We start from the raw sequence: 20,388 nt of genomic DNA, 5'->3' as shown, positions 1-20,388 counted from the left end.
AGAACCGACCCCGCTCTTCCCGTCACAGCGGCGCACGGTGGTGCGGAAGTCGCTACGCGTCAGGGGGGCAACGACCATCGTGGAGGGAGCTGACGGCCTGCACCAGGGCGTGGGGGCCCTCCCAGTTCAACATGTGTCCGGCGTCCGGCACGGTGATCAGCCGTGCGCCCGGTATGCCGGCGGCGAGGCGCCGGGCGTGGCTGGACGGTGTGCTGCGATCGGCCGAGCCGACCACGACGACGGTGGGAACCGCGATCTCGGCCAGGCGTGGATAGCGGTCTTCGCGGGCGAACGCCCGCACGATCGGTACGAGCGAGGCATGGGCCTGCTGCAGGAAGACCTCGAGGAAAACCTCGATCATCGCGGGAGAGGGGCGTTTGCCGCACTGGGCGGCTCCGAAGAGGAGTCCGCCCGTGCGGGTGCGGGCCAGCCGCTGGAGGATGCCCATCTCCAGCAGCGGGATCTGCAGCCGGTTGTGCGGTGCTCCGTTGTAGATGCGGCCCGCCCAGGTCGCGAACAGCACCAGGCCGCGCAGCCTCCGGGCGACGGCGGGATGGTCGAGCACGGCACGAAGCGCGAGGAACCCGCCCATGGAATGCCCGACTAGTACTGCGTCGCGTACGTCGAAGTGCTCCAGTACCGCCACGTAGTCCTGCGCCATGGGGCCGGAGCCGATACCGTCCGCACCCAGCGTCGACCCTCCGTGGCCGCGCTGATCGAAGACGATGACACGGTGACCGCTGGCCACCAGGGTGGCCTGCACCAGATTCCACTCCAGGAGCGAGGCACCGTATCCGTGGGCCAGTACCACCGGTGGGCCTTCACCCGCGACGATGGTGCGCAGCACCGTCCCGTCGGGGCGGGGGAGGAAGGCTTCCTCGCCCTCGGGTTCGCGGCGGAGCCGTTCGTAGGGGACAGGGTCGGGTTGGCGTTCGATCCAGCCGGCCGCTGCCCGCGCCGCGATGGCAGCGACGGCTCCCGCAGCGGCACCCCAGAGCAGCCGCACCTTCATCGCGATCCTCCGAATCCGCCCCCGTGTGGTGTCAGGCCGGGTCGAAGCGAGCTGACGGCGCCCAGTATGCATCTCAATTGATCGCGCTACGACGACGGTTGGGCGGATTGGCTCAGATGCGCAGCCTCGGTCAACCGAATGTGCTGGTTGGTGGTTGCCGGTGGGGGCGGAGTCTCCGTGTCGCTGAGGGAAGGACGGGCTGTGGTAGCCGTTCCTGGTACGACAGGGAGAGTGAGCAGAGGTCAGGCCCTCATCCCGGTGAAAGGCCGGTGGAGACACGCGAGGGCTGACCGGTGAAACCGTGGCAGCGGATCGAGACCATCCTGTCCGGGTACGACGAAGCAGACCGCCCGGGCCGGAAACATTCGGCCTGCACACCGACGACAGTGGGCAGCACCTGCAGCACCGCGGATGCCCGGCCTGCCACTCCCCCAGCCCTGACCGGCCTCGTCCCCCGTCAGAACCTGATCTCAAGCATCCCTACGCCGTCTGTGCAGATGGCCATCGAGCGGGAAGGACGGCGGCGATGCGGGCAGGACTCGGTCGAAGTCGTACTGACTCTTCTGCGCCACACGACAAGAGGCGAGGTTGTCCACCTGATGCAGGAGCTCAAGCCGCTCCAGGCCGTCGGCGCCGAGGGTGTCGAAGGCCCAACCGGTGAGAACCTCCAGAGCGCGGGGTGCCACACTCCGCCCGCGAGCGTGCGCCGCGGTCCAATAGCCCACTTCGGCCGACGGTTTGCCAGGCGTCACTTCCTTGAGCACCACGTTGCCCACCAACAGTTCCTGCGATGAACCGGGTTGAGCTTCCAGGACCGCGAAGCCGAACCGGTTCCCCGCCGCCCATCCCCGTTCCTGGCCCCGCACCCACTGCTGCGCGTCAGCTTCGTTCTCCACGGTCGAGCTCGTCCAGTGGCGCAGCACAGGATCCCGGAACACCTCGACAAGTGCGGCAGAGTCCTCCATGCACCAGGGGCGGAGAACAAGGCCTGGTGCGGACTGCGTCGCGCCCGCATGCAGTAAGACAGCGTCACTCATCAGCTGATCCTATGGCGGCGTTCTGACCCAGCACCGACAGCCCAGCCCACAGGCGTCCGGGTGAAGTCGAGCGGCCGCGACCCCGTACGCACGTCAGAGAACGCCCGCATGTGGGATTCGGAGCCGGCCCGCCCCCAGTCGGCGAGGACCGCTCCCGATGTACGCAGGGATCCACTTCGGCCTTTTCTCTGCCGGTGCGTAGACACGAACCGGACTGAATGGAACGCTCCCTACAGAGGCGCGGACCTGTTCCCCCGCTCCGCCGGTTCTGCTTCCGCTCGTCCGGTCGGCGTCGCCGCTCCGGCGCGACCACGCGCCGGTGTCCGCACGAGCCGCGCATCCCGCCAGTGCTCAGTTCCCGCAGCCACCGATTTCTCGTACGTCCAGATTCCTCGTAGGGAGGAGTTCACCGCATGAGAGTCCGGGTCGCCCCTGCGACACTCGCCGCCACCGTCCCCACCCTCACGGCGCCACTCGTCGACCCCGCGGAGTTCGTCGTCGACCACACGTCCGAGGCGGTGGACGCCGACCCGCCGGACGGCCGGTGCCGCACCACGTCGGGCGAGTGCAGCCTGCGTGCCGCCGTGACGGCCGCCAACGCCCGGCCTGCCAGTACGATCACACGGTCCCCCGGCCATGACCGGCTCACGATCCCGCCCGATCTCGCCGACCGTGAGAAGGCCTTCGCCACCCTCTCGTCGCTGGGCCGCACCATCGACGGCGACGGCAGCTGCCGACTCTCGGCCGCGGGCCATCTGCCCAGTCGTGACCCGCTGGTCGGACCGCTGGCGAACCACGCCGGCCGCACTGACACCGTGGCGCTGCTGCCGGGCAGTCCCGGCCTGGACGCGGCCGAAGGGCCGCCCGGCCACCGATCAGCGGGGCGTCCCTCGCCCACAGGGTGCCACCTGTGACATCGGTGCATACGAGCACACGCCATGACCCCAACCCCGACACCGGAACCTGGAGCGAGGAATGAGAGCCCTGAGCCTGCGCCTCACATTGGCCCGCGCCACAGCCGCAGTCGCGGCCCTGCTCCTGTCACTGACCGTTCCTCCGCCCACTGCCCTGGCCGCGCGGGGCCCCGACTCCTTGGTCGTACGGACCGACCGGGGCTGGGTGCGGGGCGCGGCCGTCCACGACGGCGGGCGGGTCTTCCAGGGGATCCCGTTCGCCGCCCCGCCGACCGGTGAGCTGCGCTGGCGTCCGCCGCGCCCCGCGCCGCGATGGTCAGGCGTACGCAACGCCACCGCACCGGCCCACCCCTGCCCCCAGTTACCGCTGACGCTGCTCCCCGGCGGCGGCCCCGTCCTGCCCGGCGAGTCCAACCGCACGGGCAGCACCGTGGAGGACTGCCTGTATCTCAATGTCCGGACACCCGCGGGCACCGGCCACCGCCCCCTTCCGGTCCTGGTGTGGCTGCACGGCGGGGGCAACGTCTACGGCGCGGGCAGCGACTACGACGGCTCCGCCCTGGCCGCGCGGGGTGTGGTCGTGGTGACCGTCAACTACCGTCTCGGGGCACTGGGGTTCCTGGCCCACCCCGCCCTGTCGGCCGAGAGCCAGGACCACGCCTCGGGCGACTACGGCCTGATGGACCAACAGGCCGCCCTGCGCTGGGTGCGGCGCAACATCGGTGCCTTCGGTGGCGACCGGAACCGGGTGACGCTCGGTGGCCAGTCCGCCGGATCGGCGGACACCTGCCTCCACATCGCCTCGCCGACCGCGAAAGGCCTGTTCCACCGGGCGATCCAGCAGAGCGGAGCGTGCGCCGCGGACGGCGGTCTGACACCCCTCCCGCTCGACGCGGCCGAGCGGAAGGGAAGCGGCTTCGCGGCCTCGGTCGGCTGCACCGACCCGACGACCGCGGCGGGCTGCCTGCGTGCCGTGCCCACCACCGAGCTCATCCGCGCCTCCGGGACAGGTGCCACCTCCCTGTGGGCCCCGAACACCGGCCCCCGTGTCCTCCCCCGCCCTCCGCGCACGGCGTGGGCCGAGGGACGAGTGAACGCGGTACCGACGCTGAGCGGCAACACCCATGACGAACACCGCTACTTCACCGCGCTGTACGTGGATCTGCTCGGCGACGGCCCTCTGACCCCCGACTCGTACGCCGGCCTCGTCCGACTCCAGTACGGCAGCCGCGCGGCCGCGGTCCTGGACACCTACCCGCTCTCGGCCCATCCGTCCGCCAACCTGGCCTACTCCGCCATCGGCACCGACCAGCGGTTCGCCTGCCCGGCGCGGGCCGACAGCCGGCTGTACGGCAGCCGGGCGCCCGTCTACGCCTACGAGTTCCACGACGCGCAGGCACCGCCGTTCATCCCGGCACCGCACACGCCGCAGGGTGCCTTCCACGCCTCCGAACTGGCCTATCTGTTCCCCATGGACTCGGTAGCGCCCCTGACGCCCGCCCAGCGGCGACTGTCCGCCACGATGACCGCCTACTGGGCCCGCTTCGCGGCCACCGGCGACCCCAACGCGCCCGGGACTGCGCCCTGGCCGCGCTACACGGCCGACAGGGACCACATCCAGGTGCTGGCCCCGGACCGGGTCGGACCCACCACCGGGTTCGCGGCCGACCACCACTGCGCGTTCTGGCAGCCCGCTCCCGTTCCCGGAGGAGCCGTGCGATGACCTCGACACTCGCCCTGATCCGGGAGGGGCGCCGGACGCTGCGGCAGGGTCCGGACGCCCTGGCGCACCGGCAGCGTGAACGGCTGGCCGCGATGATCGATTTCGCCCGCACCCACTCCCCGTACTACCGCGAGCTGTACCGGGCGCTACCCGAACGCGTCGAGGATGCCGCCCTGCTGCCGGTCACGCGCAAGCAGGATCTGATGGCGCGTTTCGATGACTGGGTCACCGATCCCGAGGTGTCCCTCGACCGCGTACGGGCCTTCGTCGCGGATCCCCGGCGGGCCGGCGAGCGCTTCCCGGGCCGATACCTGGTCACCACCACCTCCGGAACCACCGGCCACCGGGGCCTGTTCCTGCTCGACGACCGCGCGGCGGCGGTGTTCAGGGCCCTGTCGCTGCGGGCCGCCCGGCGTACCCTGACGCCCGTGGTGACGGCCCGGTTGCTCGCCCGAGGTATGCGGGCGGCGCACATCGTGGCCACGGGCGGCCATCTGGCCGCGCATACCGTCATCATCCGCTCCCGTGCGGCCGGTCGGCTGCCCGCCCGGGGCAGCCGGGTGCTGTCGGTACACAGCCCGCTGCCCGAGCTGGTGGACCAGCTCAACCAGTACCGCCCGGTGTTCCTGGCCGGCTACGCCACGGTGATCGCGCTGCTCGCCGGCGAGCAGCTGGCCGGCCGGCTGCGTATCGCCCCGGCCGCGGTGTCACTGCTGGCCGAGGGCGTCAGTGCCCGCGACCACCGCAGGATCCGCTCTGCTTTCGGGCCGCACCTGGTCGACACCTACGGCTGCAACGAGAGCCTCGCCCTGGCCTACGGCTGCCCGTCGGGATGGCTCCACGTCCACAGTGACTGGCTGATCCTCGAGCCCGTCGGCCCCGACCTCCGCCCCACCCCGCCGGGCCAGGAGTCCTTCGCCGTGCTCCTGACCAGCTTGTGCCGATGGGCACAGCCGATCCTGCGCTACGACCTCGGCGACAGCGTTGTGCTGCGTCCTGACGCGTGCCCGTGCGGAGACCCGCTCCCCGCGATCAGAGTGCGCGGCCGCGCGGCCGACCTGCTGGCGTTCCCGCGCCGGGACGGCGGCACCGTGCACATCGTGCCCATGGCCTTCGAGACCCTCCTGGAAAGCATCCCGGGCATCGACCTGTTCCAGATCGTCCAGACGGCGCCCACCTGCGTCCGCGTGCGGATCCTGTCCGCCGCCGCAGCCGATCGGGAGCGGCTGTGGACGGCCGTGCGAAAGGAGATGGTCGCCCTGCTCACCGCCCACGGCGCGGGCCACGTGAGCGTCGAACGCGCCCATGAGCCACCCGAGCAGTCTGCGGGCGGCAAGTATCGGGTCGTCATTCCCTGGTCGTGACGCCGGGCGACGGGGCGTCCTCGCCGGGGACGCCCCGCATCCGAACGCCGTGGTGGGCCGCCAGCCCCGGCAACGCCACATGCAGTAGTCCGTCGATCCGGCGTGCGCTGGTGGAGGCCGCGCCGGAGGTGTCCACCGAGCGTGGTCGCATGCGCCGGCGTCGTGTGTCAGGGCGCTGCGGGGAAGCCGAGGGCGGCCGCCGCTCTACTCCGCCAACTTGCGCCTCTGACGCACAACCCGTGCGCGCCTGTTGCCCCGCCTTGGACTGCCGGTTTCGCAGCGCCGTGGGACGTTGTCAACGGTCGGGCCTGGGAGCCCGGGATTCCGTTGCCCGTACGCCAGGGCCGGCACCGGCTGTGGCCGTCCGAAAGCGCCCTGCCGGCCCCTGCCGTGTGCGGCTCAACCGGGGAGGCGAAGGACCGAGCGGCGTGCGGGTGAGCGGCGCGAGCCAGTCCCCGTACCGGTGCGCCCGGCTAACGAGCGGTCGGGGCGCTTGCACGTGGCGGGGGCGTGGAGCAGCAGCGCCCAGGCCGTGGTGCCGTGCTGGGTGTGGTGCACTCCGGACCGCTGGGACAGTGCCTCGACCAGCCAGAAGCCCCGACCGCACTCGGCCAGGCCGTTCTCTTCGGGCCCCGTGCGGTTCTGCCACACACCGGCGTCGACGACCTCGATCCACAGGTGTGACTCGCAGCATGCGAGTCGCAGGGTGACGTGGTGGGCGCCGCTGTGCTGAACGCTGTTGGTGACGTACTCCGACACCACGACGCTCGCCGTCTCGGCCGTCTCGTCCCCGAGGCGCCATGCCGTCAGCCGGTCCCGGGCGAACGCCCTGGCTGTCGCTACCGCACGTTTCTCGGCGGGGAGCGTGCAGCTCGCCGACGCCGAGGGGTTGTCGGGCAGGGGGACCGAGTGAGGCGCCGTCGGTGCTGCTGCGCGCCGGTGCGGTACTGGGTGAAGGGCGGGCTTCACTGCTCAACTCTCTTCCTGTCAGGACGAGATGCTCGGACTCAGACGACGATCAGGGCTTCCAGGGTGCGTGGACCGTGCACGCCCTCCACCCGGTCGAGTTCGATGTCACTGGTGGCCGACGGCCCGGAGACGAAGGTCAGTGGACGCACCGGATCCAGGGCGGTGAACACCTCCGGCACGGACGCCACGACCTGTCCGGCGCGTACGACGCACACATGGACGTCAGGCACCAGCGTCAGGGCGCGCCGGCCCTGGCCGGGGCCGCCGTCCAGGACGAGGGTTCCGGTCGTGGCGATGGCGGCGGCCACGGTCGTCACCACCGCTCGGGCCCGGTCCAGCTCGGCGACCGGAAGTCGGGGCTCGTCGGTCAGCACCCGGTCGGGGTCCAGCGCGGACCGCCACTCGGGCGGGAAGCCACGCGGTACCACGACGGAACCGGTGCCAAGGCCGGCCACCGACTGCCCCACACGGGAGGCGACGTCCTGCGGGGATACGAGATGCACTGACGCCCCGTACTCGGCGAGTCGTTCGGCGAGCAGTTCCACGGCCGCCGTCGACCCGGCCGGCTGTTGGCCGCCGCGGGAGTACTGGCGGGGCACCGGGACGTCCTGTGGACGCTCGCCCGCGGGCACGTCGTCCAGGGCGCGCCTGATCCGGTCCAGCACTTCGGTTCGCGCGTTCATCTCTGCCTCCTTCCGGCGTACGGTCATCGATGCGTCCCTTTCCACCAGGCGCTGAAGGTCTCCGCGGGCGGGACGGGGACGTCGCGGGTGTCGGTCCAGCGGGACAGCGGGCCGGGCAGCCGGCCCACTCGCCCGCGCCGGGCCACCAGCCGTGCGGCCAGGGCTCCCGCTCGCTGCGCGGCCGTCAGACGCGAGGGACGGGAGAGCACCCAGCGTGCGGCGGCCATCGCCAGGCGTTCCGGTTTCGGCACGAGCCGCTCGCGCCCCTCCTCGACGATCCGGGCCCGCAGATGCACCAGCACCTCGGGAATGTTGATCTTGACGGGGCAGACCTCGTAGCACGCCCCGCACAGCGACGACGCGTACGGCAGGGCACGGTCCACTTCCGAGGTGGTGCCCCGCAGTTGGGGACTGAGGACGGCGCCGATCGGGCCGGGATAGACCGATCCGTAGGCGTGTCCGCCCACCCTCTCGTACACGGGGCACACATTGAGGCAGGCGGAGCAGCGGATGCAGTTGAGTACCTGCCGGCCGACCGGGTCGGCGAGAGCATTCGTGCGGCCTCCGTCGAGCAGCACCAGATGGAAGGCGCGGGGCCCGTCGTCGGCGGTCGTGCCGGTCCAGGTCGAGGTGTAGGGGTTCATCCGTTCCCCCGTGGAGGAGCGCGGCAGCAGCTGCAGGAAGACCTCGAGGTCCTGCCAGGTGGGTACGACCTTCTCGATCCCCGCCACCGAGATGAGCGTCTCGGGCAGCGTCAGGCACATCCGCCCGTTGCCCTCGGACTCCACCACGACCGCCGTCCCGGTCTCGGCGACCAGGAAGTTGACACCGGAGACGGCGACCTTGGCCCTCAGGAACTTCTCCCGCAGATGACGCCTCGCGGCGTCGGCCAGCCGCCGCGGATCGTCGTCCAGGTCGGCCGGTGCCGCGGTGCCGTACGCGCCCATCGACCGCAGGAAGATCTCCCGGATCTCCGCCCGGTTGCGGTGGATGGCCGGGACCAGGATGTGGGAGGGTTGGTCCTGGCCGAGCTGCACGATCAACTCGGCCAGATCGGTCTCGTACGCGTCGATGCCGGCGTCGGCCAGCGCCTCGTTGAGCCCGATCTCCTGCGTGACCATCGACTTGACCTTGACGACCTCCCGTTCACCGGTGTCCTGCACCAGGCCGACGACGATGCGGCGTGCCTCCTCGGCGTCGCGCGCCCAGTGCACCTTGCCGCCCGCCGCGGTCACCTTCTCCTCCACCTGCAGCAGATACCGGTCCAGATGGCGCAGGGTGCGTTCCTTGACCGCACGCCCGGCCTCCCGCAGCTGCTCCCAGTCGTCCTGCTCTGCGACGGCCGCCGCACGCCGGGAGCGGATGGTCCCGGTGGCACGGGCCAGATTGCCGCGCAGCTGGGAATCGCGCAGGGCGCTCGCCGCCGCCGTCGGGAAGGCCGGCATGCCCAGGAACGTCGCGTCGTTCACGAGGTCTTCGTCCTTTCGGTGCCGCGCCAGGAGGCGGGTGTGGGTTCCGCCGCGCCGTGTACCGGTGCCTTCTCCGTGGACGCGAGGATCTCGGCGAGGTGCATGACGTTCACTCCGGTGCGCAGGCGGGACAGCGCGCCGCCGATGTGCATGAGGCAGGAGTTGTCACCGGCGCACAGCACGTCGGCTCCGGTGGCCAGGACGTGCCGTACTTTGTCCGTGCACATGGCCACCGACGTGTCGGCGTTCTTCAGGGCGAAGGTGCCGCCGAACCCGCAGCACTGGTCGGCCGCACCGAGTTCCACCAGGTCGATGCCGCGGACGGCCCGCAGCAGGGTGAGGGGCCGGTCGTCGACGCCGAGCATGCGCAGGGAGTGGCACGTGGGGTGGTAGGTGACCCTGTGCGGGAAGTACGCCCCGACATCGGTGACACCGAGTACGTCGACGAGGAATTCGGAGAGTTCGTACACACGTGGTGCGTCATGGACCGCGGCGGACAGCCGGTCGTCGCCGGACACCTCGGCGACCCGCCCGTGGTACTCGCGCACCATGGCGGCGCACGAGCCGGACGGCGTGACCACGGCGTCGTAACCGGCGAAGGCCTCGGCGAAGCGCCGGACGAGCGGCACACAGTGGCGCTGGTAACCGGTGTTGAAGTGCATCTGGCCGCAGCAGGTCTGCTCCGGCGGGAAGTCCACACGGTGGCCCAGCCGCTCCAGCAGCGTCACCACCGCCCGGCCGGTGGCTGGGAAGAGCGTGTCGTTGAGGCAGGTGATGAACAGTGCGATCCGCATGGTTCCGTGAGGGGAGGGCAAGGCGGGCGACGGCGTCTGTACGGGTTTGAGGCTCATGGCAGCATCCAGGCCAGGACGTTGGACTGGAGGTACACCAGCACGCACAGGGCCAGCAAGAGCATCAGGCTCCACTTGATCGCCGCCCGGAAGAGCTGGGACTCGCGGCCGATGAGGCCCACCGCGGTGGCGGCGATGGTCAGGTTCTGCGGGCTGATCATCTTGCCGACGACACCGCCAGAGGTGTTGGCCGCCACCAGCAGCGTCGGATCGAGTCCTGCCTTGTTCCCGGCAGTCTGCTGGAGCGTGGCGAACAGGGCGTTGGCGGAGGTGTCCGATCCGGTGACCGCGGTGCCCAGCCAGCCGAGGACGGGCGAGAGGAACGCGAACGCCGTACCGGCTCCGGCGATCCAGGTGCCGATGGTGATGGTCTGTCCGGACAGGTTCATCACATAGGCGAGTGCGAGGACAGCGGCGACGGTCAGCAGCGCCCAGCGCAGCTTGTGCAGCGTGGCGGTGAATTCCCGGGCGGCGGCCGCCGGGGTCACCCGGTAGACGGCGGCGATCACGACGCCCGACAGCAACAGCAGGGTCCCGGGCGAGGACAGCCAGGGGAAGGTGTAGACGGTGGTGGCCGACGCCTGGCCGGCGGCGGTGAGGACCTCGCCGTCCAGTCCGGGCCAGCCGAACTTCGCGTCGGAGGCGGCCAGGAACTCCTTGAGGGGAGTCCACAGCTTGGCGAGCGAGAAGACCCCGATGATGATCAGGTAGGGCAGGAAGGCCATCAGGATCCTGGGGCCCTCGATCCGCTGAGCGGTACCGGCCATCGGGAGTGTTCCGGTCACGGCACTGCTGTCCGGCCCGGCGGGCGCTCCGGACGGAGCCACGGGCCCGTCGCCGTGCCCGGGCTTCGGCGGCTGTCCTGCCGAACCGTCCCCTTGCTCCTTCTGCGCCGCCTTGCGGAGATCGGTCCTGGCCTCCTCACCGCCCTGCGGCCGCCAGACACGGAGGAAGAGGACGATAGCGGCCAGGGCCGCCAGCGAGGCGATGATGTCGGTCAGCTCCACCGAGAGGTAGGTGGCGCTGACGAACTGAGCCAGTCCGAACACCGCACCGCACACCAGCGCCACCGGCCAGGTCTGGCGCACTCCGCGGCGTCCGTCGACCAGGGCGACAAGAAGGAGCGGCACGAAGAAGGCGACCAGCGGTGTCTGGTGGCCGACGTAGGCGCCGATCTCCGTGTACGGGATCTTCGTCAGGTTGCCGGCCGTGATGATGGGCGTGGCGATGGCGCCGAACGCGACGGGAGCGGTGTTGGCGACCAGCACGGTGACGGCGGCTCGGACCGGGGCGAAGCCGAGTCCCATCAGCATCACCCCGGTGATGGCCACCGGCGCGCCGAATCCGGCCAGAGCCTCGAGCAGTCCGCCGAAGCAGAAGGCGATGATGATGGCCTGGACGCGCGGATCGGCGCTGATCAGGCCGAAGGCCCGGCGCAGGTCCGCGAAGCGGCCGCTGACCACGGTGAGCTGGTAGACCCAGATGGCGGTGATGACGATCCACATGATCGGGAACAGCCCGAAGGCCGCTCCTTCGCTCGCCGAGAGCAAGGCGAGGTCGGCCGGCATGCCGTACACGGCCACGGCCACCGCCACCGCGACGGCCAGTGAGGCGAGCCCGGCCCAGTGAGCCTTCATCCTCAGGCCGCCGAGCAGGACGAAGAGCGTGAGCAGTGGCAGGACGGCAACGAGCGACGAGAGCGCGGGGCTGTCGGCCACGGGAGAGAGATCTGGCTGGTACATGAACCCTCACATTGGGGGCTTGGTCAGACCATTACTTGGTTGTTCACGCTAGGCAGCGGACACCAGGCTTGTCCAGAGCTTCGAACGACCGAATTACGGTTTGGTCAGACCAAAGGGCGGGGCACTCAAGCTATGATCAACACGCAGGGAGTTACGAGACGCGGGAAAGGGCTTTCTATGGCTGACATGGCTGCTGCCTGGGAGCCAGTGCCCCGCTCACGCACCTTCGAACTCGTGCTGGCCCGGATCGAAGAGCAGATCCTCGCGGGCCGACTGCGAGTCGGTGACCGGTTGCCGCCCGAGCGGGAGCTCGTCGACATGCTCGGCGTCAGCAGGGCCGCGGTGCGGGAGGCGCTGCGCGTCCTGGAGGCCCAGGGGGTGCTGCGCTCACGCGTGGGGACGGGGCCGTCCTCCGGCACCGTGATTGCGGCCATGCCGGACGCCGGTCTCACCCAGTTGCTGCGGCTGCATATCGCGCTGGCGAACTTTCCGATGGGTGACGTCGTCGAGGCCCGCGCCACGCTGGAGCGGGCCAGCGCTCGCCTGGCCGCGCAACTCGTCACCGAGGACGGTCTCGAGCGCATCCGCGATCCCCTGCTCCGGATGGACGACGCAAGCCTGCCCCGAGAGCATTTCAACGACTGCGACACCGACTTCCACGTTGCCATCGCCGAGGCCGGGGGCAACCGGCTGATGGCTGACATGACCATCGCGGTCCGCAATGCGGTGCGGCACACCCTGCTCACTGTGTTCAACAAGCTCGACGACTGGGAGAAGGTCGCCTCCCGGCTGCGGGCGGAACACCACGCGATCTACGAAGCCATCGCGGCCGGGGACACGGAGGCGGCCGGCGATCTGGTGGAGGCACATGTGCGCGGCTTCCACCAGGACATCGTGAAGAAGATCATGGACGGCGCAGACCCCGCAGCACCATAAGGCCGTAGTCCCACCGTCCGTGGTGAGACGGGCCAGGCGCGCGCAGCAGCGGTGGTCGGCGTCCAAGAACAAGAAGCCAGTGGGTCGGGCCCGTTCGGCGTCGAGGGGAAGTGTTCTCGGCAGGCTGGGCCACTCGGTCGGTTCCCGCAGCAAGTGCGTGGAGGTTCCTGCCGGGTGCCAAGCGCTCTCCCCGTCCACCTCGGTGTTGACGCATGAGGGCACGGAGATGCCGCTGATGACCCACGCGGCCGTGCCTCGGCCCTCCCAGGAAGCCCACGGCGTTCCAGGGTACGGACAGCGCCTCCAGCACCGTGATGGCGGAGGGGTCTCGGACTCGCGTTCCGAGTGACTCGCGGCGACCCCAGGACAGGAGTTGCCCTGACATCTGTCAGGAGTTGAGCAGCCGCTGCCTCGCTAGGGTTTGTCCAAGGCGCTGTCCGTAGGTCACCGCCTTACCTTTCGAGACGAGGGGAACGCATGAGTCGCTCCATGGATCGCAGGACGCTGCTGAGGTCGGCCGGGTCCGCGGCGGTGGCGGGATCGCTGGGCGCGCTGGGAGTCGCGGCGCTTACCACACCCGCCCAAGCGGCACCCGCGACGATCAACACCGACCAGGTGATGGCCACCACGAATCGCTTGACCCACGCTCCCAACCAGCGTGGAACGGTCGGCATCGAGCTCCGCTCCGGCTACTACAACGGCTACCAGTACGGCTGGGGGCGGCTGGTCGGCTCCGGCTGGGACCCGCGTGGCTGGATCTGGCTGGACATCAGCAGGGACGGCGGCAGAACCTGGTCCTTCGCCGACGGCACCTATCTGTCGGACGGCACCGGCTACGCGCACACGTCAGGGTGGCTCACCCAGTCCGACCCGAACTACGTGTTCAGGGCCAGCTACGACAGCAATCTCCGGGCCGTCAACCCGTACGTCCAGAGCGGAATCTGGTAACAGCCGTGCGGTCGGCAGCCCCCTGCCACAGGCCGCCCGGTGACCGTCCGCCCGCAGCCGCGGTGCACACCCAACTGGAAGCAACTGCCTCGCGATCGGGGTGCTTCCGGACGGGGCGTCATTGCCATGAGTCTTGCGGTCGGCTGGAAAGCACACCTCATACGGCCGAAGCGTCGAGCGTTCCCGATTCTGGGCGTCCTCGACACCTCCACTGACAACTGTGCCGAGCCGCCCTCCGGGGAGAAGGCGTCAGCAACCCGGCTTGCTCGGCGTCGCTCAGCAGCACGCCCACGCAGGCCCGTCGTGACAATGACAGTGCAACCTGCTGCAGAAGAACACCTCGACTATCAGCGAGACCACCTCGGTGCGTCCTTGTTGACCACGCACCGCCGACTCCACCACAGGGGGATCACCTTGAAGACTTCCGCGCGCAAGCTCTCGGCCGTCGTCACCGGCTTGGCACTCACCGCTCTGGGGACCGTCTTCTCCGGCACGGCTGAGGCAGCCAATCCGTGCTGGTGGGGTGATGGCGGCATGCGCATGTACTGCAACAACGTCTCGGGGGCCACGGTCTACGCCACTCCCGACACCAGCCGTCCGGTCGGCACGATGTACTCGAACCCGAGCTGGTTCGAGTGCCGCAGGGACACGGGCGCCTACATCGGCGGCCCACACCCGAACCGGTGGCTCTGGACACAGGCCGACAACGGCAAGTGGGGCTGGATGAAGGACACCGACATCTACAGCGAGACCGACCCGGTGCCCACCCACATCGGCAACGGCATCCCCCAGCCCTGCTGACGCCGGCACCTCGACCGGCCCCGGCCCGCTCCGAGCGTCTCACCGACACTCGGAGCGGCCGAGGCGCGTCCAGGGCGAGGGCCTCTGGGTTCGGTGTGGATGGCGACATCTACAACCGGCAGCCAGGGGCCCCCGTTGTCCCACCGCCTGTGCGCCGGGCCGCGGAACGCTTCCAGGTCAGCCACACCACCGCCGCCCGCTGGGCAGACCGCTACCGCCGCCACAGCAGTACAAGCATGCACGACCGCAACCCTCAACATCCCACCCAGACAGGCAAAATGTCCGCCGTCAAGCCTTCCGCAACACACTTCATGCTTCGTCTTGCTCCGGCCTGAGCCATCATCAGGGGACTTCATCCACCGGGCAGGAAAAGCGGCCGCCGGGCCCCCAGGTGGTGACGGTTCGCGCGCCATCGGCGAGCACTCCGCAGGTGAGGTCTGTGACCCGCTTGCCCTCGGGGGTTATCTCGCGAATGTGGATCTCCTTGTTCGGCGGATAGTTGTGACCGCTGTCCAGTGTGATGACCCCGGATTCCCCGACGTACTCACGGACGCCGGGATTCTGGAGGTAGGTCACGAGCGCACTGGGTGAGAAGGAGCGGTCCGTGGTGAAGATCGCGTTCATGGCCTCGGAGAGGATGTTGGCGGCGTCGTAGCCCACCGCGGCGTCGCTCTCCGCGGACAGGTGGAACGCCTCCCGGAAGGATCTGGCGAACGGCCCGTCAGGGGCCGGCCGGCTGAACTGGCTGTAGAAGAGGGTCAGCCCGCCGTACCTCTGCGACATCAGCCGTGGATGCATGGTCAGGCCCGGGGCGGGGCTTTCAGCCAGCACCGCCACGCGGCCCTGGCGGGCGCGGCATTCCCGGTCGCCCTGCATGGAGTGGAACAGGTCTTCCATGACGCCGGAGCGGCCCGCGTAGAGGACGAAGCCGTTGGTGCGGTGGACCAACGTGCAGACGGTCTCGGCTACGTCGCTCGTCGGGCGCCCGTCTTCCTTCTCGCCGTACGGCACGAGGTGCACAGGCCCGGTCGAGCGGTAGGCGGCGTCGAAGCGGTGGGCGAGGTCGGCGCTGAAGTACTCGTCCCGAGGATCGAACACGACGACGGCGGCCGGACCGGCGTGGCCGGAGGCCGGCTCCGCCAGAGTCCGCAGCCGTGGCGAGTGGCGAGCGAAGGCGGCCATGACCTTGGCGATGCGCGCGTTGGGCGGTGAGAGCTGGAAGTACGACACGGGTGAGTTGCCCTCGACCATGCGCTGGCCGGAGACGCCGGTTCCTAGGACCGTGATGCCCCGGGTCCCCAGTTCGATCGCGGCCTGCTGGGACTCCGGACGGCTCTGGGCGAGTCCGATGACCGCCGCGATGTGGTCCTTGCTCGCCCGGTCGATGATCATTTGCGTGACGTCCACGTCACTGCGGTTGGTGGTATTGAGGCCGCCGCGTGAGCCGTAGCGGAAGTATTCGCCGGCGTTGGCGACGAGCAGCCGCACGGGCACCTGGGACTTCAGGTGGCGATCGTTGATCTGCTTCTGGGCGAGCAGCGCTCCGCGCAGCATCTGGAAGCCCGTGGGCACGGTGCGCTTTGATTCCGAGCCGACGCTCAGCGGCGCGAAGAAGACGAGCGTTCGGTAGGGCCGGTCCGTGTCCACCTGAGCGTTCTGGCGGCCGAGGGTCCGCACCAGTTCTCTGAGGTCCGGCGCGTACAGGCCATGGGCCAGGTCGCAGCCGTCGATGCCGTCGGTGAGGCCGACAACCTCGCCGGTCGGCACCTGCCGACAGGAGGAGGTGGGGTGCCCGACAGCCGAGGGATGTTCGTCGAAGAAGAGCCCCACCAGCTCCCTGGACAAGGCGACGCCACCGGCGCACAGCACCGCCGCAGCGGTGGCGGCAGCCACCGGACGCGCCCAGTCGAGGCGACGGGGGCGACGGAAGTGGACGGCGCGGTGCGAGGCCAGCCGTTCCGCCGCGGTGCCGTCGTCGGGCGTGCGTGGCAGGGGCAGCACGTGCACGGCATCGGCGGCCCGGCCGGCGACCGCCGCCGAGAACAGTGCGGCCGCCGCCCGGCCGGCTCGGTGGGCGTCGGTGCCGCCCTGCACGCCCTGCACGGTCTGGCGCGGCAGACCAGCGGCGTACGAGGGTAGTTCGTCCGTGGCGGCGCCCAGGACCAGCAGCGGACTGGAGCCGTTGTCGCGGGAGACGGCGGCGTACGTGTCGAGGAACTTCCGGCAGGCGGATCCCTCGCCGCCCACGGTCGGCAGGAGCAGGACGAAGGCCCATCTGCGCCGCGGACGGAGGCGGCTCCACAGCCGTGGCCGTGCCGCCCTGGCCAGGTCTCGGATCAGCGCGGTGAGGAGGACCTGGCGGACCACTGCCTCGTCGCGGGCCGCCAGGGAAGCCGCCTCCGGATGACGGCTCTCCGCCGCGTTCTGGGCCAGCGTGTGCTGGTGCGCCGCGCGCAGTCCTGCCGCCGCGTTGAGGAAGCTCCGGCCGGTCTGGCCCAGCATGCGGCCCACCCACGGGTGGCGTCGGTCGAGGCGCACGCTGTACCACCGACGCCGCAGCCCGCCCGGAAGGACGGTCAGCAGTTGCAGGACCGCGCCCCACTTTCCGCCCACGGCCTCGCCGAGCTGCGCGGTCTCGGCGGCCGGCTGGAACCGCTGGGTGTACCTGTCGCAGAGCATGCCCCGCAGGGCCCGCCGCTCCTCCTCCGCGTCCCCGGGCGGGAGGTCAGCGCGCAGCACCGCCAGGCACGTGTCGAACTCGGGTAGCCGCAGGGCCCCGGCCCCCTCTGGCATGGAGGTGCGCAGTTGCCGTGCCACGTCCTCCAGCAGCAGCACGTGCGGCCCGCCCACGACGTCCTCCCGCGCGCCGCCCCGGATGAGCCGGAGGTCGTCGATGACGGCATGCGGCGCGAGGCTGGCCAGATGTCGCGTCGTCACGTTCCCGGCCGGGGACACAAGGCGCTGCCCGTATGCCAGCACGAGTGCGGTGAGCTCCGGATCCGGCTCCGCAGCGCCTGCGGCCGGGTCGCCATCCGGCTCGCGGGCCAGCAGCAGGGCCGGCAGTCGGCGTCCGCGGGATCGTGACAGGGGTGGCAGACCAGTCCGCCGGTCGGCGACGTACCGGTCGATCACCCGGACGATCTCGTCGAAGCCGACGGGCAGGACGAGCTGTTGCTCGTCGCCGAGAGGTGAGTGCAGCACGCGGAACCTCCAAGTGGCATCCCTCGGTGGAGTGTTGCGTGAGTCTATGAACGGAATATGCCATACGGAGGCTTTGCTGCTTATCGACTCCTTCTGATGGGGTGTGACCGCAGTTCGCCCACATTGCTGCTGCCGAAGTGAGGGACTGGTGATCAGCAAGAGATGCCGGGAACGTGTTGCCTGCACGGCTGTAAGGTCTAGCTGTGTCTATATCCCGCGGAGGGAGAACAGCCACTGGGAGCTGCGTGAACACTTCTGCAGGCAGCAACAGGCACTGGTGGCACGGCGAACCCTGCGGCGCAAGAGGGCGAGCCGGCAGGGCATACGACGACATGATCGAACAGTCGTGTCACTCAGGTCGTATTCCTCGGGCACGGCGATCGGTGCTGGTCGCCAGCGAGGAGCAGACCGCGGAGGTCGTCGACCGCCTGCGCGTGCCCTTCATGGCCTCGAACTTCGGCGCACCGCACACTCTCGTCGAACAGAGCACGTCCTTCACCTACTTCGAGTACTCCGACAACTCACTGGTGAGCATCGGAGTCCCGCGCGGCACGGTGCGACTGGCCCTCGGGTACAGCAACGACGTCGCGGCCGTCGTCAAGGACCTGGATCAGTCGCTGTCTCACGTCCTGTCCCGGACCGGGGATTCCGTCGCCTCCTGACCCATCGACCGCCCGCACCGATCCGTTCACGCCTGCGCGGCGGTCGGTGCCCCCGGGTGAGGAGCAATTCGCCGTCCAGCGGGAGGAGCCGTATCGGCCGGGGGGAAGCGCACCTCGGGCGGGACAGTCACGTGTCGTGCCTGACCAGACCGGCCGCCACGAGCAGGCGCAAGCTGTCGGTCACGTGCCGGCCAGCCTCCTCCGAACCGACGGGGAGACCCGCCGCTCCGGCGTAGGCTGTGTGCAACGAGTCGAGGTCGCGCCCGTCACACAGCGAATAGACCGTCCATGAGCGCGCGTTCAACCAGTGCATCCGTCCGGACCGAACGGTGCTGACCACGAGTTGCCCCAGGTCGGGCAGAGCGCACGCGTCCACCGGCGTGACGCGACGCAGAGCACTTGCCGACGCAATCTCCTGAGATGGCACCGCTTGTGGCAGCCGCGTGCCCCCGACCTCGACCCCTTCGTCGGAGTCCGGCGCGTCCACATCCACCAGACGCAGGGCGGTGAGCAGCCAGCGGGCGAACCGGCGCCCGTTCTCGGTGAGGGACTGCTCGGGCAGCGACAGTACGCACTCGGCGAGGTAGCGGGCCCTCTCCGCACTGGTGCGGTACTGCCCGCTCAGCGCGGCGGGAGTGCCCGGACTGGGCTCGTCCAGGTCCTCTACCGACGGGGGCGCGCCGAACCTTTCCCGGATCACCTCGCCCGCCCCCTCGGCCGCGGCCCGGAAAACCATTAGGTGCACATAGAAATGCAGGGCGACGAACACCCTGATGACAGTCCAAGAACCGATCCGCCACGGAATGGGGACGGTCTCGGTGGCGTTCCTGACCAAGGAGCCCGTGCGGAGTGCGTCGAAGAGCTTGAGATGGGCGCCCTCGTGCAGAAGGCTTTCGGCGATGAGCCACGGCGACGTGCAGCGTTCGGGCGCCAGGAGCACCGTCGAAGGAAGTGGATCGCCGCCCGACATGGACTGAAGAGGGCCTTCTTCACTCGCGCGGCGGGTGAAACCCACCATGGTGACGTGCCCGAGCACACCAGCTCCCGAGGCAGGCAGCAGCGTCGCGAGGAGTTCCGCGCCGTCCCGCAGGACGGCACGCTCCGCGTCCGTCGGATCGACAGGACTGCCCGCCCGGCCCCCACCGAGCGCATCGCGGTACAACTCCATGAGGCGCCCGGCCAGCATGTCCTGGGAGGGGCCCTGCGGTGTCGGCTCGCTCAGCACCCAGGCGTCCCCGAGACCGGGCCAGGCAGACCGGTGCGGATGGATGAGGGCTTCGCAGGGGCCCAGCGAGGACGGGATCTCCGCCGCCGGAACAGTCAGGTGGCCACGCACGTACAAGCCGAACGAACTGCGCTCGAGGCGGTCGTTCTCCAGCCGCGCGAGGTCGACCTCGAGGCAGTTGCGCAGCACCGGGTCGTACAGCAGCGGCCGGAGGCGCTCCGCTGATGCGGCGGCCGTCGTCCGCAGCACGTCCGCCGCCTCGCCGTCATGTCGCGCCAGCATGGTCAGGCCCAAGCGGAACCGGGCGAGGTTGCGCGCGCGGATGGCATCGGAATCGCCGAACTGCCGGTCGGCGCAAAGCAACGTGTCGGCTTGCGCTGCCCGGTCCGTGACCGGCTCAGCGGAGGGTGAAGAAGGCAACGACAACCGTCCTTCGGCAGCGGGATGACGGACGCGGGAGGGGCAGCGGCCGGCATCGGGCCCTTCCGTGGGTACGATGCCGACCGGTCACGCGTCAGGCGGTGCGGGCCGCCTGGTAGGACGGGAGCCAGGCGCGCTCCTCCGGCGCGTCGACGGCGACCAGCGCAGAGTCGTCGTCGAGGTACGTCTGCGGAGCCAGCTCCGGCGTTTCGATGGTGTCCACCAGCATGTTTTCCATCCCCTCTGTTCACTGACAGTACGGACCCTGACAGGCCAGAAAGCAGCCCGCCGGAACATCATGTTTCGCCATACCAGGTCTCAAGCCAATGGGACTTTTGTCCCCGATTTCCTCCCACACCCCGTCAGACTTGGTGGAAACTCTGTCGTCTTTCGCCCCGAGCGTAACGATGGACCGACTCATTGAGGGCCAG

17 protein-coding genes and 2 pseudogenes are annotated in these 20,388 nt (G+C 70.0%); 8 read left to right on the top strand and 11 right to left on the bottom strand.

All coding sequences use genetic code 11. The features are described from left to right. Nucleotides 1-52: 52 nt before the first annotated feature. Both ACFZDI_RS10755 and ACFZDI_RS10750 read right to left on the bottom strand, forming a co-directional pair. Nucleotides 53-1,012 (bottom strand): alpha/beta fold hydrolase, encoded by a 960-nt coding sequence (locus ACFZDI_RS10755; RefSeq protein ID WP_391249310.1) that lies wholly within the window; start codon nucleotides 1,010-1,012, stop codon nucleotides 53-55. A 470-nt stretch (nucleotides 1,013-1,482) separates the two neighbouring features. Further along, nucleotides 1,483-2,049 (bottom strand): GNAT family N-acetyltransferase, encoded by a 567-nt coding sequence (locus tag ACFZDI_RS10750; RefSeq protein WP_391249308.1) that lies wholly within the window; start codon nucleotides 2,047-2,049, stop codon nucleotides 1,483-1,485. 413 nt (nucleotides 2,050-2,462) lie between these two features. Here ACFZDI_RS10750 and ACFZDI_RS10745 point away from each other — a divergent pair. The 3 genes and pseudogenes from ACFZDI_RS10745 (at nucleotide 2,463) to ACFZDI_RS10735 (ending at nucleotide 6,050) form a co-directional block, all read left to right on the top strand. Next, nucleotides 2,463-2,991 (top strand): annotated as a pseudogene (locus ACFZDI_RS10745) (choice-of-anchor Q domain-containing protein). Nucleotides 2,992-3,024: 33 nt separating this feature from the next. Beyond that, nucleotides 3,025-4,686 (top strand): carboxylesterase family protein, encoded by a 1,662-nt coding sequence (locus ACFZDI_RS10740; RefSeq protein WP_391249306.1) that lies wholly within the window; start codon nucleotides 3,025-3,027, stop codon nucleotides 4,684-4,686. After that, nucleotides 4,683-6,050, top strand: a complete 1,368-nt coding sequence (locus tag ACFZDI_RS10735; RefSeq protein ID WP_391249304.1) for a phenylacetate--CoA ligase family protein — start codon at nucleotides 4,683-4,685, stop codon at nucleotides 6,048-6,050. The genes ACFZDI_RS10740 and ACFZDI_RS10735 overlap by 4 nt, the downstream gene beginning before the upstream one ends. On the opposite strand, the gene ACFZDI_RS10730 is transcribed toward ACFZDI_RS10735, so the two are convergent. The 6 genes from ACFZDI_RS10730 to ACFZDI_RS10705 form a co-directional block, all read right to left on the bottom strand. Next, nucleotides 6,034-6,201: a hypothetical protein gene (locus ACFZDI_RS10730; protein WP_234847180.1), complete on the bottom strand. Its 168-nt coding sequence runs from the start codon at nucleotides 6,199-6,201 to the stop codon at nucleotides 6,034-6,036. The two genes, ACFZDI_RS10735 and ACFZDI_RS10730, sit on opposite strands and share 17 nt — an antisense overlap. A 248-nt stretch (nucleotides 6,202-6,449) precedes the next feature. Next, on the bottom strand, nucleotides 6,450-7,019 hold the full coding sequence (locus ACFZDI_RS10725; RefSeq protein WP_391249302.1) for an ATP-binding protein: 570 nt from the start codon (nucleotides 7,017-7,019) through the stop codon (nucleotides 6,450-6,452). 38 nt (nucleotides 7,020-7,057) lie between these two features. Further along, nucleotides 7,058-7,702, bottom strand: a complete 645-nt coding sequence (locus ACFZDI_RS10720) for an LUD domain-containing protein (protein WP_234847182.1) — start codon at nucleotides 7,700-7,702, stop codon at nucleotides 7,058-7,060. A 23-nt stretch (nucleotides 7,703-7,725) separates the two neighbouring features. Then, entirely contained in the window at nucleotides 7,726-9,147 is a 1,422-nt protein-coding gene (locus ACFZDI_RS10715) for a LutB/LldF family L-lactate oxidation iron-sulfur protein (RefSeq protein ID WP_391249554.1), read from the bottom strand. Between the two features lie 20 nt (nucleotides 9,148-9,167). Then, nucleotides 9,168-9,965: a (Fe-S)-binding protein gene (locus tag ACFZDI_RS10710; protein WP_234847183.1), complete on the bottom strand. Its 798-nt coding sequence runs from the start codon at nucleotides 9,963-9,965 to the stop codon at nucleotides 9,168-9,170. A gap of 53 nt (nucleotides 9,966-10,018) precedes the next feature. After that, nucleotides 10,019-11,764, bottom strand: coding sequence for an L-lactate permease (locus ACFZDI_RS10705; RefSeq protein WP_234847184.1), 1,746 nt, complete (start codon nucleotides 11,762-11,764; stop codon nucleotides 10,019-10,021). A gap of 234 nt (nucleotides 11,765-11,998) precedes the next feature. On the opposite strand from ACFZDI_RS10705, the gene ACFZDI_RS10700 reads away from it, so the two are divergent. From ACFZDI_RS10700 to ACFZDI_RS10685, 4 genes and pseudogenes are all read left to right on the top strand, one after another. Beyond that, on the top strand, nucleotides 11,999-12,700 hold the full coding sequence (locus tag ACFZDI_RS10700) for a FadR/GntR family transcriptional regulator (RefSeq protein WP_234847185.1): 702 nt from the start codon (nucleotides 11,999-12,001) through the stop codon (nucleotides 12,698-12,700). 489 nt (nucleotides 12,701-13,189) lie between these two features. After that, nucleotides 13,190-13,648: a hypothetical protein gene (locus tag ACFZDI_RS10695; protein ID WP_391249299.1), complete on the top strand. Its 459-nt coding sequence runs from the start codon at nucleotides 13,190-13,192 to the stop codon at nucleotides 13,646-13,648. Nucleotides 13,649-14,062: 414 nt separating this feature from the next. Then, a complete protein-coding gene (locus ACFZDI_RS10690; RefSeq protein ID WP_234847187.1) occupies nucleotides 14,063-14,449 on the top strand; it encodes a hypothetical protein in 387 nt (128 codons plus the stop codon). Nucleotides 14,450-14,595: 146 nt separating this feature from the next. Beyond that, nucleotides 14,596-14,709, top strand: a pseudogene (locus ACFZDI_RS10685) (IS481 family transposase); the annotation flags it as partial. A gap of 82 nt (nucleotides 14,710-14,791) precedes the next feature. Here ACFZDI_RS10685 and ACFZDI_RS10680 read toward each other — a convergent pair. Beyond that, nucleotides 14,792-17,650 (bottom strand): hypothetical protein, encoded by a 2,859-nt coding sequence (locus tag ACFZDI_RS10680; protein ID WP_391249297.1) that lies wholly within the window; start codon nucleotides 17,648-17,650, stop codon nucleotides 14,792-14,794. Nucleotides 17,651-18,033: 383 nt separating this feature from the next. Here ACFZDI_RS10680 and ACFZDI_RS10675 point away from each other — a divergent pair, with 383 nt between their 5' ends. Then, entirely contained in the window at nucleotides 18,034-18,312 is a 279-nt protein-coding gene (locus ACFZDI_RS10675) for a PLP-dependent transferase (protein WP_391249295.1), read from the top strand. Nucleotides 18,313-18,439: 127 nt separating this feature from the next. On the opposite strand, the gene ACFZDI_RS10670 is transcribed toward ACFZDI_RS10675, so the two are convergent. Beyond that, on the bottom strand, nucleotides 18,440-19,957 hold the full coding sequence (locus tag ACFZDI_RS10670; protein WP_391249293.1) for an aKG-HExxH-type peptide beta-hydroxylase: 1,518 nt from the start codon (nucleotides 19,955-19,957) through the stop codon (nucleotides 18,440-18,442). Nucleotides 19,958-20,051: 94 nt separating this feature from the next. Then, nucleotides 20,052-20,180 carry a hypothetical protein gene (locus tag ACFZDI_RS10665; protein ID WP_268839088.1) on the bottom strand — a complete coding sequence of 43 codons (129 nt, stop codon included), beginning with the start codon at nucleotides 20,178-20,180 and terminating at the stop codon, nucleotides 20,052-20,054. Nucleotides 20,181-20,388 lie beyond the last annotated feature (208 nt).

Source organism: Streptomyces sp. NPDC007907 (assembly GCF_042959365.1).
Lineage (GTDB): Bacteria > Actinomycetota > Actinomycetes > Streptomycetales > Streptomycetaceae > Streptomyces > Streptomyces indiaensis.
The sequence above is the reverse complement of the archived record's forward strand: the minus strand, read 5'-3'. Positions and strand labels throughout refer to the sequence as shown.

What these genes read in the sequence shown, in the direction of transcription:
- ACFZDI_RS10755 (WP_391249310.1), bottom strand. Translation starts at nt 1,012, where the DNA reads ATGAAGGTGCGGCTGCTCTGGGGTGCCGCTGCGGGAGCCGTCGCTGCC.
- ACFZDI_RS10750 (WP_391249308.1), bottom strand. Translation starts at nt 2,049, where the DNA reads ATGAGTGACGCTGTCTTACTGCATGCGGGCGCGACGCAGTCCGCACCA.
- ACFZDI_RS10740 (WP_391249306.1), top strand. Translation starts at nt 3,025, where the DNA reads ATGAGAGCCCTGAGCCTGCGCCTCACATTGGCCCGCGCCACAGCCGCA.
- ACFZDI_RS10735 (WP_391249304.1), top strand. Translation starts at nt 4,683, where the DNA reads ATGACCTCGACACTCGCCCTGATCCGGGAGGGGCGCCGGACGCTGCGG.
- ACFZDI_RS10730 (WP_234847180.1), bottom strand. Translation starts at nt 6,201, where the DNA reads ATGCGACCACGCTCGGTGGACACCTCCGGCGCGGCCTCCACCAGCGCA.
- ACFZDI_RS10720 (WP_234847182.1), bottom strand. Translation starts at nt 7,702, where the DNA reads ATGAACGCGCGAACCGAAGTGCTGGACCGGATCAGGCGCGCCCTGGAC.
- ACFZDI_RS10715 (WP_391249554.1), bottom strand. Translation starts at nt 9,147, where the DNA reads ATGCCGGCCTTCCCGACGGCGGCGGCGAGCGCCCTGCGCGATTCCCAG.
- ACFZDI_RS10710 (WP_234847183.1), bottom strand. Translation starts at nt 9,965, where the DNA reads ATGCGGATCGCACTGTTCATCACCTGCCTCAACGACACGCTCTTCCCA.
- ACFZDI_RS10705 (WP_234847184.1), bottom strand. Translation starts at nt 11,764, where the DNA reads ATGTACCAGCCAGATCTCTCTCCCGTGGCCGACAGCCCCGCGCTCTCG.
- ACFZDI_RS10695 (WP_391249299.1), top strand. Translation starts at nt 13,190, where the DNA reads ATGGATCGCAGGACGCTGCTGAGGTCGGCCGGGTCCGCGGCGGTGGCG.